The organism is Hymenobacter aerilatus (genome assembly GCF_022921095.1).
GTDB lineage: Bacteria > Bacteroidota > Bacteroidia > Cytophagales > Hymenobacteraceae > Hymenobacter > Hymenobacter aerilatus.
In genome coordinates, this window is the sequence record NZ_CP095053.1 from 2,930,328 (window position 1) to 2,946,710 (window position 16,383).

Annotated in this window: 11 protein-coding genes; 6 read left to right on the top strand and 5 right to left on the bottom strand. The window is 53.0% G+C overall.

The features are described from left to right. Positions 1-46: 46 nt before the first annotated feature. The 5 genes from MUN82_RS12230 to MUN82_RS12250 all read right to left on the bottom strand — a co-directional run bounded on the left by MUN82_RS12230 (position 47) and on the right by MUN82_RS12250 (position 9,260). Positions 47-1,243 (bottom strand): aldose epimerase family protein, encoded by a 1,197-nt coding sequence (locus tag MUN82_RS12230; protein WP_245090729.1) that lies wholly within the window; start codon positions 1,241-1,243, stop codon positions 47-49. Between the two features lie 303 nt (positions 1,244-1,546). Then, the gene (locus tag MUN82_RS12235) at positions 1,547-3,250 is read right to left on the bottom strand and encodes a family 43 glycosylhydrolase (protein ID WP_245090732.1); all 1,704 of its coding nucleotides are present in this window, start codon (positions 3,248-3,250) and stop codon (positions 1,547-1,549) included. A 38-nt stretch (positions 3,251-3,288) separates the two neighbouring features. Beyond that, positions 3,289-4,380, bottom strand: a complete 1,092-nt coding sequence (locus MUN82_RS12240) for a glycoside hydrolase family 43 protein (RefSeq protein WP_245090735.1) — start codon at positions 4,378-4,380, stop codon at positions 3,289-3,291. 102 nt (positions 4,381-4,482) lie between these two features. Continuing rightward, a complete protein-coding gene (locus MUN82_RS12245) occupies positions 4,483-6,027 on the bottom strand; it encodes a RagB/SusD family nutrient uptake outer membrane protein (protein ID WP_245090738.1) in 1,545 nt (514 codons plus the stop codon). A 62-nt stretch (positions 6,028-6,089) separates the two neighbouring features. Next, positions 6,090-9,260, bottom strand: a complete 3,171-nt coding sequence (locus MUN82_RS12250) for a SusC/RagA family TonB-linked outer membrane protein (protein WP_245090741.1) — start codon at positions 9,258-9,260, stop codon at positions 6,090-6,092. Between the two features lie 424 nt (positions 9,261-9,684). Here MUN82_RS12250 and MUN82_RS12255 point away from each other — a divergent pair, with 424 nt between their 5' ends. The 6 genes from MUN82_RS12255 (at position 9,685) to MUN82_RS12280 (ending at position 16,125) form a co-directional block, all read left to right on the top strand. After that, a complete protein-coding gene (locus tag MUN82_RS12255; RefSeq protein WP_245090744.1) occupies positions 9,685-10,383 on the top strand; it encodes a 3'-5' exonuclease in 699 nt (232 codons plus the stop codon). Continuing rightward, positions 10,376-12,277, top strand: coding sequence for a DUF294 nucleotidyltransferase-like domain-containing protein (locus tag MUN82_RS12260; RefSeq protein WP_245090747.1), 1,902 nt, complete (start codon positions 10,376-10,378; stop codon positions 12,275-12,277). The genes MUN82_RS12255 and MUN82_RS12260 overlap by 8 nt, the downstream gene beginning before the upstream one ends. A gap of 405 nt (positions 12,278-12,682) precedes the next feature. After that, complete coding sequence (locus MUN82_RS12265; protein WP_245090758.1) at positions 12,683-13,936, top strand: site-specific integrase; 1,254 nt, start codon at positions 12,683-12,685, stop codon at positions 13,934-13,936. An 11-nt stretch (positions 13,937-13,947) separates the two neighbouring features. After that, positions 13,948-15,057 (top strand): hypothetical protein, encoded by a 1,110-nt coding sequence (locus MUN82_RS12270; protein ID WP_245090761.1) that lies wholly within the window; start codon positions 13,948-13,950, stop codon positions 15,055-15,057. A 127-nt stretch (positions 15,058-15,184) separates the two neighbouring features. Next, the gene (locus MUN82_RS12275; protein WP_245090764.1) at positions 15,185-15,472 is read left to right on the top strand and encodes a helix-turn-helix domain-containing protein; all 288 of its coding nucleotides are present in this window, start codon (positions 15,185-15,187) and stop codon (positions 15,470-15,472) included. Between the two features lie 5 nt (positions 15,473-15,477). Beyond that, positions 15,478-16,125 carry a hypothetical protein gene (locus tag MUN82_RS12280; RefSeq protein WP_245090767.1) on the top strand — a complete coding sequence of 216 codons (648 nt, stop codon included), beginning with the start codon at positions 15,478-15,480 and terminating at the stop codon, positions 16,123-16,125. Positions 16,126-16,383: the final 258 nt, after the last annotated feature.

Below are 16,383 nucleotides of genomic sequence, written 5' to 3' on the forward strand. Positions count from 1 at the left end.
ACAAAATCAATACATCAGCACATTAGCCGACCAGCCCATCAAAAAATCATTTCCGTACCCCAAACTTGAAGATGGTGGTAGACTGTAGCGTATCGCCGGGCTTCAGCGTGGTGCTGGGGAAATCCGCTTGGTTGGGCGAGTCGGGGAAATGCTGGGTTTCTAGGCAGAAACCGGCGTTTTTGCCATAAGTGACGTTGTTTTTGCCGGTGAGCGTGCCATCGAGGAAGTTGCCGGTGTAGAACTGTACACCCGGTTCAGTAGTAGTTACTTCCAAAGTACGGCCCGTAGTAGGCTCATAGACGGAAGCGGCCTGGTGCATGCCGCTGGGATTGTTCAGCGCCCAGTTATGGTCGTAGCCACCGGGTACCTGCGCAATCCGCTCCCCAATGGCGTGGGGGGTCTTAAAGTCGAAGGGCGTGCCCTTCACCGGGCGCAGCTCGCCAGTCGGAATCAGCTGGTCGTTCACTACGGTGTAGCGGTCGGCCGGAATCATCACCTGGTGGGCCAGCACGTCTTTGCTTTGGCCCAGGGCCAGGTTGAAGTAGCTATGGTTGGTGAGGTTAACGGGCGTAGCCTTGTCAGTGGTAGCCGAGTAGTCGATTTTCAGCTCGTCGTTGTCGGTGAGCGTATAGACCACCGTCACCTGCAAGTTGCCTGGGAAGCCTTCCTCACCGTCTTTGCTCAGGTAGGAGAGCGTGAGCGTCTGGCCATCGGCCGAGGAGCCGGGCTTGGCGTCCCATATCACCTTATCGAAGCCTTTCTTGCCGCCGTGCAGCGAGTTTTGGCCGTTGTTCTGGGCCAGTGTATATGTCTGACCATCCAGCGTAAACTTACCGCCTTTGATACGGTTGCCGTAGCGCCCAATCAGCGCCCCGAAGTACGGTCCCGACTTCAGAAACGCCGGACTCTGGTAGCCGCTCACGTTGTCAAAGCCCAATACAATATCCCCCATCTTGCCGTCTTTGTCGGGCACTATCAGGCTAGTGATGGTACCGCCGTAGTTGCTGATGTCCACCTTCAGACCGTGGGCGTTTGTGAGGGTGTAGAGTTGGGCTTCGGTACCCTCAGTGGTTTTACCGAAGGAGGTAGAGGCGGGCATAGCAGCAGATGTTTGGGTGGAGTCGGCAGCGGCGGGGGTGGTAGTGCCGGCTTCAGTGGAGGTAGGGCTTTGGTTGCAGGCGGCTAGTAGCAACGTTGCAAACAGGCCACTGGCAAGGTAGCCAGCGTAGCGAATGTGTGTCATCAACGGAAAAGAACAGGTGAAGGATAGGTGGCAAGTAATGAAAACGTATGCAGAAAAACGCAGCGATACAGATAAAAACGCCCAAGCTAATTTCCTTAAAATGCCCCCATGTGCTATCGTTTCAACAAGAGTATCCTAGCTCTTTATTGCGCTTTTAAGTGCCAAAAACCCGGATTGCGCACGCATTTCTGCATATGACATTGGTTTTCGCGGTGTAAAGTAAAGATTCTATTTTACGTACACAATCGTTTGTGTATTTAATCTTATTTGATGCTTTTCTGTATGGCACCACCTACCCGTTAATCAGCGAACTGTTATCTTCTGTACCAAGCGTTTATCTCCATATTGCACTTGCGCCATGTACATTCCACTGGCTAACCTCACTTTAACGGTCAATTGCGTTTGCTGTGGCCCAAAATCCTGGTGGTATACCTCCCTACCCTGCCAGTCGAAGATTAGCACGGTAGCTACGCCTACTGATTTCTGCTCGCCTAAATCAACAGTGAAGTTACCTTGCTCGGCTGGAATTGGGTAGATGCTGACACCAGTTAGTAACTGGCTAGGTAGGGTAGCGGTGGTTACACCTACCGGACTTAGCGTCCAGCGCTGGCAAGGGCAACCATTGTAGTCCCACAGCCCTAGTTGCTGCCCAGCCACAGTGGAGGCGTTAGGAACCTCTATCACACGGTTGCCATTTGCGGATGCAAACACGAGCGTACCATCGTTGGCGCGGTCGATAGAAAACCGTTGGCAAGCCAACCCATTGTAAGCAAAAAGTTGCAGCTTAGCCCCCGCATCAGCCGAGCAGCCCGTTACATCCATGGCCAGCCCGCCCAATGCATTCGTGATTTTATACTCCCCATTGCCTACAGCCGTGAAGTCCCATTGCTGGCAAGTGAGGCCGCTGGACGTACCCTGCGCCACCATTTGTCCCGAGGCTCCTGTGCAGCCCCAAGCGTCCCACACTAAACCACTCAACTGATTCTTGACTTGGTAGCGGCCGGCGGCTACCCACTCGCGGCTGATAACAGGCCAGCCCGCACCATCCCAGGTCAGGCGGGCCAGCCCTAGCTTGGGCGCCCCGTTGTCATAGCCATCGTAGTAGTGGTGCGAAAAGTAGCTCACGCCATTTTCAGTGAAAATGCCCGCGTGGCCTGGCCCAATATAGCGCCCAACCGAGCTAAGCACAGTAGTACCGCCCAAGCTATTCAGATCTTTGCCATCTTTATCCAAGAAAGGTCCCGCTGGCGTAGTTGCGCGCCCTACCTGAATGTAGTAGGTACTATTAATGCCTTGGCAGCAACTGCCGCGGTTGATGAACAGGTAGTAAAAATTATCGTGCTGTACCAAGTCGGGAGCCTCTACCCCACCGTTGGCCAGCGTATAGCCCGCGCTGCTCAAGGGCTTGCCGGTGGTAGCGTTTAGCTGAGTGGTGCGAATACCACCGAAGAACGAACCATACGTGAGCCATACGTTGCCGCTGGCGTCGCGCAGCACGGCGGGGTCAATGGCATTGGGGCCGCTGCCAGCTACGGAAGAAACCACTTCGCCCTGATCTTCCCATTTGTAATTGGCATTGGCAGGATCCAGTGTCACGTTAGTAGCAAGGCCAATGGCCGACACCTGCGAGCCGAACGTGGAGCAGGAATAATAGAGGTAGTATTTACCATTCATATAAATACACTCAGGCGCCCAGAAAGTACCCGCGAAGCCTGGCACCTTGGTGTTGATCCAGCTAGGGTAGGCATTGTTGACAAATACCGCCCGCGGCGAGGGTGTCCAGGTTATTAGGTCCGTGGAATACATATTATAAATGCCCTGCCCGGTAGTGAATATCCAGTACTTGTTACCTTCCTTCACGATGGTGGAAGGATCGTGAGAACCGTAAAACCCTTGCAGCGCATAGGTGCGAAGGTTACTAATGCTAACTAGCAGCAGCAGCAGCAACAAGCGCTGGATGACGCCAGATAGATGGGCACGAAACGGAATGAGTAGTAGTGTAGGCATAGCGGTGGGGTTTGAGAAAGCATGAGAGCAGGGAGTTCTTACTCGCCGCTGGGTTTTGTAATAGGCGTGTTGATGGCTACGGGCGTCCCGAAGTTGGGAGTGCCATCGGGGTTCCAAGTGAAGGACTGCATGCGCGGGTTGCGCGTGTCGTAGCAGCCCTGACTAGCACTGGAATTGGCGTGATAAATCAGCCAATCCTGCGTACCATCTTTGGATTTAAAAAAACCATTATGCCCGGTAGCATAGGCACGGTTAAGAGGACTCTGAGAGAAAACCGGTTTGGTCGATTTCGTCCAGGACGCTGGTAGCATCGGATCGGCGGTGGCATCGGCCGTCAGCATCCCTAGGGAATAATAGTCGGTACCACAGAAGCTAGCGGAGTACACCAGAAACGTTTTGCCCTCATGTTGCAGAATTTCCGGTCCTTCGTTGACGTAGGGCGGCCCCACCGTTTCCCAGCTATACTCGGGATGCGACAGCTCCACGCGCGGCCCCGTCAGCGTCCAGGGGTTGCTCATCAGAGAAATGTATAGCCGTTGCACAGCGTCTATCCCATTGTGTCCCGACCAAATGAAATAACGCTTACTATTTTGCTCCAGCACGGTTCCATCGATGGCCCAGAAATCGGCAGAAGCACAGAAGATGCGACCTTTATCGGTCCAGGTGCCGGTAGTGGGATCTGCGGCGCTGTTTTCCAGTACCCAGGTTCGTTGCTGCCCCAAATCGGTGCCAGCCGGTCCGGCAGAGTAGTAGAGGTACCACTTATTGTCGAAGCGATATAGCTCGGGTGCCCACAGGTTGCCGGAGGCTGGTCCACTTGCAGGCGGAGCCCAGGCCAGCGTACTCGACACTGTGCCCAAGTCCGACATCTTGCTGGTTTTCCAGATGCGTAGATTAGTGTAAGTAGTGTTCAGGTAGTAGTACGTGTTTCCTTGCTGATACACCCATGGGTCGGCGCCGGAGGGTAACAGCGGGTTGGTGAACGTGGTACCAGCAACCGGAGCAGGAGTTGGCACCGGAGTAGACGATACTGGCGAGTTGTCGCCTGCGTCGCCGCAGCTCGATAGCAATATCAGAGCTAGTAGCTGCTTTCCCTTTCGACTCAATAACCCCATGTAGAATGTTATCATAAAGCACTTTATACCAAGCTATTTAAGGCTATAGAAAGTAAAACAGCCGTTTCAAGCTACTGCCCGAAACGGCTGTTTTGTTACCGCTATACCATTAGCGTATTAGTAGCCAGGATTCTGCTTCACATTGGGGTCAATATCGATATCCCGTTGTGGAATGGGTAGCAGCTTAGAAACGCCTAGACGGAAGTTGGTGAAGTCCGAATCGCGACTAGTCAGTTCTGTGATACCAGCTTGGTTATCCATTAAGCCATAGCGCAGAATGTCAAACCAACGTGTGCCTTCCCCGGCCAGCTCCTTAGCGCGCTCAGTACGGATGAGCTGGCGCATAGCTTCCTGCGAATAGCTGCCTGTGAGTGAGGCCAGCCCTACTCGGTTCCGCACGCGGTTTACCAACGGTAGTGCGTCGCTTACTCGGTTTAGCTCAGTCAGCGCTTCGGCCTGCATCAGCAGTACGTCGGCGTAGCGGATCACGCGGAAGTTGATGCCCGAAGTGAAATCCTCAGGAGTTGTGCGAGTGCGGTCGTTCAGGTACTTGCGCCAGTACTGCTGGTTGGGGTTGTAGTTGCGTTCTACAATCAATTCAGCGAAAGTTTTGCCGTAGAAACGGTCGGGGTTACGAGCACTGATGATGGACACGTCCCGGCGTGGATCAATCATGTGCCGGGTAGTGCTGCCTGGTGCAAACGCAGTTGTAGAATCGGTATAGGCGTTTAGCAGCCACAGACGGGGCTGCACGTCGGCGAAAGTATAATAGGGAGGGCCAAAGAAATTGGGCCGGTCATATGCTTCTGATGCAGACGCATTATCTTGTCCCTGCCCTACTTCCAATGGCGAGTTCACGAATTGAATCTCGAACACCGACTCTCGGTTATTTTCGTTGGTCGAGGTGAAATTGTCAAGATAATTAGCCACCAGATCGTACTGGCCCGAGCCGATAATCTGCGTGAATAGTGCCGATGCTTCGATGTACTTACGCTGCATCATATACGTTTTGGCCAGCAGTGCCTGAGCAGCCCCTTTCGTTACGCGGCCCTTCTCGGAGTCACCGTACGATAGCGGCAGATTTGGAATGGCTGCCGTGAGGTCGGCAATGATTTGCTCTTCTATCTGTGCCGTAGTAGCTTGTGGAGCGCGGGTAGTCACCACCGGCTCTACCAGAATCAGGGGCACGTTGCCGAAGAAGTAAGCCAGATCGAAGTACGAAAGCGCCCGCACGAACTGCGCCTCGCCCAACAGACGGTTTTTCAGCGTCGCGTCCATGTCGATGTCCGGCACGTGGGTCAACACCTGGTTGGTGCGGAAGATAGTGCGGTAATAGTCGTTCCAGGCGAATGACGAGATAAAGAAGTTGTTATCAGGCGTGATGAAACGCGTGAAGTTAGCCAGCTCCACGAAGGGGCTTTGGCTGTACGACTCGTCGGAACGGGCGGCCATAAACTGCCATGAGTGACCGTAGCAGGCATATTGCTGCAAGCCCGAGTAGCAGGCGTATACGCCCTTAACGGCATCATCCTGAGTTTTCCAGAATTGTGAGGTATCTGGAGCATTGGGGTTGCTCTGATCCAGTAGATCCTTCTCGCAGCTCGTAGTCAGCAGCAAGCCGCTGGAGAGCAGAAAAAGAGCAGCTATTTTATGTATTTTCATCGGTTTAGTACAGATTGGATGGGTAGGCCTGCCCACATAGAATGGCAGGCCCACCACAGTTATTAGAAGTTCACTTGCAAGCCGCCAATGAAGCTGCGCACGTTGGGGTAGGAGCTGTTGTCTACACCGCGGCTGTAGAAGCCTGTGCCAGTTGTCTCCGGGTCGAAGCCCGAATATTTGGTGAAGGTCAGAATGTTGCGCCCCGTCACGTATACCCGTACGCTGCCCAAGCTGGGCACTTTGCTGGTTACGCTCGTAGGTAGGGTATAGCCCAGCTGCACGTTTTTCAGGCGCACATAATTGCCGTTTTCCAACCAGCGTGTGCTGTTGAATAGAGCGTTAGAAGCTGCCGCTTGCCCTAGGTTGCCTAAGCCACCACCCTGCAACAGACGCGGTGTAGTGCTCGAAGGATTGTCAACCGACCACGGAGTCACATCGGCGTCGTAGTTATTGGGGCCGTTATAGCTTTCCAAAGCCAGTTTGGCTTGGTTGTAAACCTTGTTGCCACTGGAAGATTGCAGGAATACCGACAGGTCGAAACCTTTATAGGCGGCATTCAAGTTCAGGCCCATCACTAGGTTTGGGATGGATTTGCCTGCGAATACGCGGTCGGCATTATCAATCTTGCCGTCGTCGTTTACGTCTCTATAGCGTACGTCACCAGCCGAGGCATAGGGTTGAATGATGGTACCATTAGAGCTTTTGTAATTCGCTACTTCATCGTTCGATTGGAAAATACCATCGAACGGAATCAGGTAGAACTCGCCCAGCGACGTACCTAATTGCGAGCGGGTTACGCCTTCGCCACCACCAAACGTCTGTCCTACGGTCGGGACGGCCGTAATTTCGTTTTTGAGGGTTGTCAGGTTGAAATCAGCACCGTAGGTGAAGTCACCTTTTGTCTCGTGATAACCCAGGCCTAATTCAAAGCCCCGGTTTTCGATAGTGCCCGCGTTCTGGTAGATATCGTTGCCGAAGTGGCCGAGGTAGGTGAGCACCTGCACTGGCGCCAGTGCGTTGCGGGTTTCAGAAATATAGTAGTCAGCTGACAAGCTCAAGCGACTGTCAAGCACGCTCAAATCCAGACCAATGTTGCGAGTGCGGCGGTCTTCCCACCGAATATCGGGGCTAGCCAGTGCCAACTGCGAAGAGCCGTTTACAATTGTCTGGCCGGTGCCGATAACGTAATTCACGTTTTGCCCAATGATGGGGTAGGGCAAGTAGCTGCCTCCGTAAGGACCATTCAGTGCATCGTTGCCATTGGTGCCGTAGCTGGCTCGCAGCTTCAGGTTGTTGATAGCCGGTACAGCATCCTTAAAAAAATCCTCCTCCGAGATGCGCCAGCCCAGCGACGCTGCCCAGAAATTACCCCACCGGTTCTCAGGGGTGAAGCGCGATGAACCGTCGCGGCGGGCGCTAAGCGAAGCCAAGTAGCGGTTCTTGTAGTCGTAGGTAGCCTGCCCGAAGAAGGAGCGCTTGGTGTACTCAAACGAGGACCCTTGCACTACCCCTACCCGAGGGCCGGCGCTCAACTCGAAGTAATACTGTGGCGAGCTAGTAAAGCCTTGCGCGCCTGCCTGCACGTTGTGCTGGCGGTAGCTTTGCTCCGAGTAGCCCAACAACGCATTCACGCCGTGGTCACCAAGACGCTTGTTGAAATTCAGCGTATTCTCAGCCAGCAGGAATAGGTCGTAGCCCAAAAACTCGTTCAGCGACGACGTATTGATGGCTGTGTTCTGGCGTATGATACCCAGTTTCTGCGCATCGGCATTGCTGTAGGTATGGCCATCCATGGCCACATTTAGCCGATAGGTCAGGAAATCAAAGAAAGAGTACTCGGCACTAACGTTGCCTGCCAACCGGTTGTCTGCCTGCGTGCGGCGTAGCAGCGACTGTGCTCCAATGGGGTTGGTAGCGAACGAGTTCAGCACCGATGAGCCTGTACCGAAGCCTCCCAGATTTGCCGGGTCGTATACCGGAATACTAGGAATAATTGTAAGCACATCAATAAACGGTGCTCCGTTCAGCAGTGTCGTGTTGATATGCGTGAGCTGGGCGTTTTCCTGCAAGCGGAAACGACCTTTCGTGAGACCTGAGTTTAAACGCAAGCTGTATCGTTTAAAATCAGGACCTTTCACAATGCCTTCTTGATGAAAATATTCACCCGAAATCAGGTAATTGGAGTTGTACTTTTCTCCCGAAGAACCTCCCGAAAAGGAGAGGTTATAATCTTCCAGCGTACCGGTCTGGAAAAATTCCTTTTGCCAATCGGTATCTACATTAGGGTTGAAGGCTCCGCCAGGACCTTTAACAGCCCCAGCCAAACTGTTCTGACCGTTGTTGAGCGGGTCTAGGCCAGCATTGCGATACGCGATAACAGCACGATCAGCCCACTCACTGGCGTTGGTTAGGTTGTAGGTTTTATACACATTATCGACGCCCCGGTAGCTATTGAAGCTAATGGATGGCGCCCCGGCCTTGCCTTTTTTAGTAGTGATCTGTACTACCCCGTTAGCTCCCCTCGAACCATACACGGCCGTAGAAGAAGCATCTTTCAGAATGTTTAGCGTCTCAATATCATTGGGGTTCAGGTCGCGGATATTATCCGTCCATAAACCATCGATGATGTACAATGGGCCACTGCTGGCATTACCCAATGTGCCAATACCGCGGATATTGATAATAGGTGTGGCGCCGGGACCACCCGAGCCTGTTACTTGTACGCCTGCTACCCGCCCTTGCAATGCCTGCGTCACAGTAGGTACCGGAGTCTTATTTGCTTCCTTTACATCCAGTGGCGCCACGGCGCTGGTCACGTTCTGCCGGTTCTCAGTCAGGTACCCCACCACTACTACATCGCCCAAGGCCCGTGAATCTGGCGCTAGAGCCAGATTGATAGTGCTACGGCCGCCTACAGACACCTCTTGCGCGGTATATCCGACAAAGGAGAATACTAGGGTAGCACCATCGGGTACAGTCAGGGTATAGCGGCCGTCAGCATCGGTTTGGGTGCCGTTGTTGGTGCCTTTCACTACCACATTTACACCGGGTAGGGCGGCCCCTTTTTCATCCACCACACGCCCTGCAACGGGCGCATCGGCGACAGGCAGTAGGGTACCTGATAAGAAATCGGTTGCTGGAGTAGCTGCCTGCACTGCTACGGGCAATAGGGGTAAACCGCAGAGCAGTGCTGGCACAGCTAGCCAACGCAATTTGGGTACTGTCTTTCTCATAAAAAGGAGGAGTGGGAATTGGAAAACACATACTCACAATCGATTGTGTAAAAACTATTCGCAATCGATTGTGTAAGGGCATCAAAAGAAAGCCTACGGCTTGTCTGAAATACTATTGAATAGAGTATTCAAGGGTCTCAACAAGGCACTGGGCAACAGGTGCTGTGAGAGTTGAATTGAACCGAAATATAGGAATGTTACGGCAACTTTATCGTTTGTGTAAGCGAATATTTTTTCGCTTACCGATCTGTATACTCTACATGGAAAGCGCGTGTTCCATTTCAATTGCGCTATCGAAAAGCCCGGTATCAATCCATTACAACCTAAAGCAGTATTATTAGCAGCTGGATGACAGATTGCCTTCTCACAGATAAGCGCGTCATCTGCTGTAGCCGTGCGCCTGCTATAACTAAATTTGTTGCCCGTGGCTGCTGATTTCCTGCTGTTTGTTGATACGGAAACCACCGGCCTACCCACCCGCTGGGACCGACCCTATGCCGAAGAAGGCCACTGGCCGCACGTGGCGCAACTGGCCTGGCAGGTGTACACGGCCGCTGGGGAGCTGGTATGTTCCGATGCGGGCTACCTGCGCGTGCCAGCTGGCACCATGCCGGCCGAGGCCGTTGCCGTGCATGGTCTCACCGAAGACTTTTTGCACGCCCACGGCGGCGCCCCCCGCCCCGTGCTGGAGCGCCTGCACCACGATTTACTGCACTACCGCCCACAGGTAATCGGTCATTTTCTCCAACTCGATTTTCACGTGCTGGGCGCGGCGTTTCAGCGGGTAGGCCTGTCGAATCCGTTGCCGGCCTTGCCGCAGTTTTGCACTATGTTCAGCAGCAGGCCCCTGAGCTTGCGCGGGCACTACCTGAAGCTGGCCGACCTGCACGAGTATCTCTTTCAGGAACCGCTGCCCCGCCTGCACGATGCCGAGAGCGATGCTGCCGCCACGGCCCGCTGCTTTTTCGAAATGCGCCGCCGGGGGCTGTTTGCCACCACGGCCCCTACCCTACCCCGGCTGGTGCCCCCAGCGCCCCGCTCCTTTTGGGCGCAACACCAACTTCCCATCACCGTAGGTGCAGCGCTGTTCTTTCTCCTTCTCTATTGGTTGATCTATGGATAACGTTCTGGCTTTTTTGCGCACTGTGGAACCCTTCCAGCTCCTCCCCGACGACGTACTGGCGGGGGTAGCCGAGTTGGTGGAGGAGGTCTACCACTCTCGCGAAACCCTTCTCTACCAGCAAGGAACCAGCAAGTTGCGGGCACTGGATATTATTGTAGAGGGCGCCTACGACACGTTCTTTTATGATAGTGAGCAGCGCAAGCGCCTACCCCTCACCTACCCGGCCGGCACGTGCTACGGGGGCATTTCTATTTTGCTGCACAAAAAACGCTCTATCCGGACGGTGGTGGTGCGCGCCCGCACGCGGGTGCTCACCCTACCCCGCCGCGACTTTCGGGCCCTATGCGTGTCTTACCCCGAGTTCTTTCACTTTTTCACGGCGCGCTACGGCGAGCAGATGCTCAACGAGGAGTTTGCCCATTTTGTGAAACCCCGCGACACACCCGAGCAGAACTTTCTGGTAGCCGACCAGCTGTTTTCACGCCGCGTGGAGACGTTGGAGATGCGTCCCATCACAGCCTGCACGCTCGATACGCCCATCTACGAGGCCGCGCAGCGCATGGCGGCGGCCAAGGTGAGCTGCCTGTTTGTGGCCGACACTCAGGGCACGATTGTGGGCTACTGCACCGACATCACGCTGCGCGACTCCGTGATTGCCCAACGCCTCGATGCCAACCGCCCCGTGGCCGACGTGCTGGCTACGCCGCTGGTCACGGTGAGCAGCAATGTGTATGTGTATGAGGCTATTCTGAAAATGTTTCAGACCAAGACGCGCTACCTGCTGGTAGAGCGCGAGGGCGAGTTTCTGGGCTTTTTGAGCCGCAACAAGCTCCTGAGCGATTTGGCGCAGTCGCCGTTTATGTTCATTCAGGCCGTGAAGCTGGCCCAGAGCACCCACGAGTTGAAGCGCCGCTGGGACCAGGTACCCGAGATTGTGCAACAGCTACTAGGTAGGGGCGTGAAGTCGGAAATCGTGAACCAGGTGATTACCGCTGTAGCCGATGCCATTGCCCTCAAGGTGATTGACAACGTGCTAGCCGAGCACGGCCCTGCGCCCGCTCGCTTCGTGTTTATGGTGTTGGGCAGCGAGGGTAGGCAGGAGCAAACCCTGGTGACGGACCAGGACAACGCCATTATCTATGAAGACAAAGCCAATGAGCAGCGCGAACTGGTGCGCGCCTACTTCCTGCGCTTCGCCGAGGCCGTGTCCGATCAGCTCAATCACATTGGGCTGCACTACTGCACGGGCGGCTTTATGGCTAAAAACCACAAATGGACGCACTCGCTCTCGCACTGGAAACGCAACTACCAGGAATGGCTGCGCGAGTCGAACCCCGAAAACGTGATGCGCTTCGCTACCTTTTTCGACTGCCGCTACCTCTACGGCGACGAGTCTATCATGGACGAGCTGCAAGCATTTCTGCACCAGGAACTGCAAAAGCCTTCCGAGCGCTTTTTCCGGTTTATGGCCCAAAATGCCCTGCAATACGAGCCACCACTTACCTTTCTGCGCAATATTCGCACGTTTGTACAGGGAACCCAAAAGGTGTTCGACCTCAAGCGCACCATGACGCCCATTGTGGACCTGGTGCGGGTGTACGCGCTGCAACATCAGATTTTCCGGACGAATACTGGCGAGCGGCTGGCTCTGCTGCGCGAGCGGGGCGTATTCCGCGAGAAAGAATATCAGGAGCTATTGCAGGCCTACTACTACCTGATGGGCATGCGCCTGAACAAGCAAGCCAACCAGCTGCTGCAAGACCGCACCGCCCCCACCAACTACGTCGACCCGACCACCCTCACGCAGGTGGAGCAGGTCACGCTGAAAGAGATTTTCAAGGTGATCCAGGACTTCCAGCTGAAAATCAAAGTGGGCTTCACGAAGTCGTTTTAGCCCTACCCCTGTTCCATCGACGGAATGGCATCGGCATACACTCCGCGTCAGGCACCACTATAGCGGCTTGCTGATTACCTATACCCGTATTGCAGCGGCACAGGTAGGCGTGCCGACCCGGAGGGAGATGCTAGCAGGTAAATTGTTTAGAAAAACCGTAGGCGGATAAATAAAAAACGGCTTCCACATTACGTAGAAGCCGTTTCGGTGGGCCCACTTGGAATCGAACGGTTCAAATCTCACTTTACCTATACTGCCTTTAAAACCCTTCTGACAGCATTTCAGGCCACTTTTGAGTTCAGGTAGAAACACCTATAACCGGGTATAATTAAAAGTTTTGTCCCGTGAGTTGTCCCGTGAAAACAGATAGCGTACCTTAGGGTATTCACTTTTCCGGGCTAGGAAATGCTACGTATCAAATACTATCTGACCGACGGCAACGCCGACGGCGAAACGGCTATTTATGCCGCCTGTTACCTGGAAGGGAAACGGAAAAAGATTTACCTCCCCCTCGCGGTACCGCCGGATCAGTGGGACGCGAAGAATCAGAAGTACCGCCGCAACTTCCCTAACTTCTCGGATGCAAACCTGCTGCTCAAACGACTAACGGAGCAGCTAGAGGCCGCTGCGCTGGCCCTCGCCGTTAAGGGCAAGCTACCCACGGTAGAAGATTTGCGCGAAGTAGTAGCCAAGACAGTAGGCGGCGCACAACCCAACGCCCCCGCCGGGCTGCTAGAGCTGCTGGAGCAGTGGATAGAATCCAGCCGCCGCGACAAAACCGAAAGCACGGTAAAGAGCTACAAGACGCTGCTCAAACACTTAACCGCCTACGCCAAGCTCCGCCGCCTCCGGCTGGAGTTTAGCAACGTAGATTTTGCTTTCTGTGAGGGTTTCAAAAGCTATCTGCTCCGTACGGCCGGCATTGCTAATACCTCTGTTAACAACAACGTAAAGTACCTCAAAGCCTTTCTAAACGCCACCTTTGAGCAGGGCCTACATGAGTTTGCCCACTTCAAACGGTTCCGCAAGCTGGAGGACTTGCAGCCGGAGGTAGTCTACCTCACGCGGGCGGAGAAAGAGGCCGTAGCTACGCTAAATCTGGACTATATGCCCCGCCTGGAGCAGACGCGGGACGTATTCCTATTTGAGTGCGAAACCGGCCTACGGTTCTCCGACGTGCAAGCCCTCCGACCGGAGCAGATACAGGATGGGTACGTGCTGGTTACGACCCTGAAAACCTCTGACCTACTGAAAATACCTCTTTCGCCGTTGGCGCTGGCTATCCTACGCAAGTACGCCGGCCGCTCCGAAAGCTGGGCCCTACCCGTAAAGAGCAACCAAAAGAGCAACGCCGATTTAAAGCAGATTGCCCGGCTGGCCCGCCTCACCTCCCCTACCACTACTACCCAACTTCGCGGCAAAGAGCGCAAAGCCACTACCCGGCCTAAGTACGAGTTGATTTCTACTCACACCGCCCGCCGCACTTTTGTAACGCTGGCACTGGAGGGAGGAATGCGGCCGGAAACAGTGATGCGAATTACCGGCCACAAAGATTACAAGACGCTACACCGTTACCTCAAAATAACGGATGCAGTAGTGCAGGATGAATTTAAAGAATATGTTGAACGGCAGGCCGCACCATTGATGCGGGTTGGATAATAAACGAATTTATGTATTTCAACAATCCACACTTATATAAGCTAATACAGAAAATACATCAAAGCCATTCATTCGATATAAATGATCTTGATGATGCAGTTGTTTTTCATAATAAACTAGAAAAATATAGAATGAAATATGAACACAATATGTATCGTGACATGTTGCTATTATCCCCTGATCAGCAGGTTATATTATTAGAGCATTGCTTAGATCAATTTGTAAAGCACAGACTTCTATACATATTACCAAAAAGACCTTATGAAGGCAAGCCCAGCTACGAACAAGAAGAATTATGGAGAAGCAGACACGACCCCGAGATTATCAACTTTAATTTTGAATTAAAGGAACTTAGCGATGAGGAGAAACTAAGATATGATATACTAAATATGCGTATGACAATAGATGAAAATACAGCATCATCTATGGAGTATGGATTATATGATGATTATGAATATCTAGACTGGCTTATTTCTGAAAGAATTGAAGTAGGACCAAATGAATTAGTATCAGACCTAACCGACACGCAAAAAAAAAGAATCAGAGAGAAAATAATAAGCAATACTTATGAAAAAGCTCACGAATCCACTCTAAATCAATACCAAAAAATCACAGACAAAGAACTTAGAGGCCTTTGGATATTAGATTATAATAAATGGAGATATAAAAAGCAAGAAGATGAGGAAAAGAATGAGTTTTCAATTATGTGTAGAGATGCTATTAGAAATTTAAATTTCTTTAAAGGAAACAATAAAAATAATATAAAAGAAGAAATTTCCCTTAACTCAGAATCATCTAGTATAAAAGGGCCATTATTAAAATGGCAATTTGAAAGAGGAGGCGTTGCTGATATGGCAGAACTACTATATCGATTAGAAAAGGGTGGATTTATAAATTTAAAAGAGTTTATGAATGATGGTAATGTTTCTGAATTATGCAGAAGAATATGCTACATATTCAATTTCAGTGGTAAAGACCCTATCAGTAACTTAAAGGCATACCTCAGCGACCTTAAGGTTAAAGACAGCCTAGGCGAAGGTCCGGTTAAGCTAGAAGATCTAAAACCTATTGGCCGCAGCCGTGGCGGGAAGATGGATAGTGTCTTACCAGCTCAAGATTAATACTTGACTGTCATAACCTTATCTTCTACTTCCTACAGAATGGTATCGTAGGAAGAAAAGGAAGAAAATTTCTTTCCTACCCCTACCTACCCGGCTAGGTTTGCAGCATCACTAATCGATTGTTGCAATGCAAAACCTACTTATCCTAGCTGACAGCCCGGAGGCATTCCGGGAACTGCTCCGCAACTCCCTCGCAGAGTTGCTACCCACCACGCCGGCGGCTACCGCCCCCGATACATTGTTGACTATTCCGGAAGTCTGCAAGGAGTTCGGCGTGTCTAAAACCACCTTGACAGAGTGGACTAAGAACGGCATTGTACCTTTCGTGCGCCTAGGGCGGCGTATGTATTTTGAAAGGTCACAAGTATTGGAAGCTGGCCGGACGCATAAGAAGTACCAACACCGCAAGGGCTAGGAGTGATGAGTGCTACCCACCACTTCCGCCCCCGCCGGTTGGCCGAACAGTTAGAGCAAGGTCCTACCCAACGCCCGCCCCAACCGCCAAGCCCGCCGCGCCGCCGCAACCCCTTTCCGGCACCTGTACCAGACCGGCCGTTTCGGGCGGCGCTGCTCTACCGGCTGGAAACCCTCCCCTACCTTGCCAACCTAGGCGGCCCCGATAAGGAGTACCGCCTAGTGGCTGAATGCCTACCCACCGCCGAGGGTACCGCCGTGCATGATGTGCTGTTTCTGTGCCCACCGCAACCGCGCTACGCCGGACAGTGCGACGCTATCCTACAAACTAGGTGCATAGAACGCCAGAAAGACCTACATTCTGGCCTCCGCACGGTTGAGAAAATGCCGGCGCGGCTCTCTCCGTGGGTAGAATGCCTGTTTGTAGGGGACTACAAAGCCGACTACCGGGAGAAAGTGCTAGGGCCGGCGGCCGTCGTGCTAATGCGACGCGCCACGGCCACCGAGCCGGCCTACCTGCTGCTGCTGGTCACGGAAAAAGCCTATATACCTAAGAGCCGCCCAACTAACGCACAAACCGCACGGAATACCCTGCAAACCGTGCTGCCACAGCTACCAGAGTGGCTCAAGCTACTCCCCTCCGAATTGGAGTAACGCAACGGCGTTTGCCTGTATTTATCAGGCATTACAGGGAGGCAATACGAACTGCTAGACGGTTCCCCTAGGCACAGATGCCTACCCCGCCTCTCTCGCAATTACCACACACAAACAGACTGGAAACAGCCTGCCACCGCACCGAAAGCAGTGGCCTTGGTTGCTGCTGCTTTTAACGAACGAGCGCCTACCCTCTTAGTAAGGGTAGGCGCTCTGGAGCAGGCTGTTTCGGGCTAGGAATTAGCTGGTGCTACCACT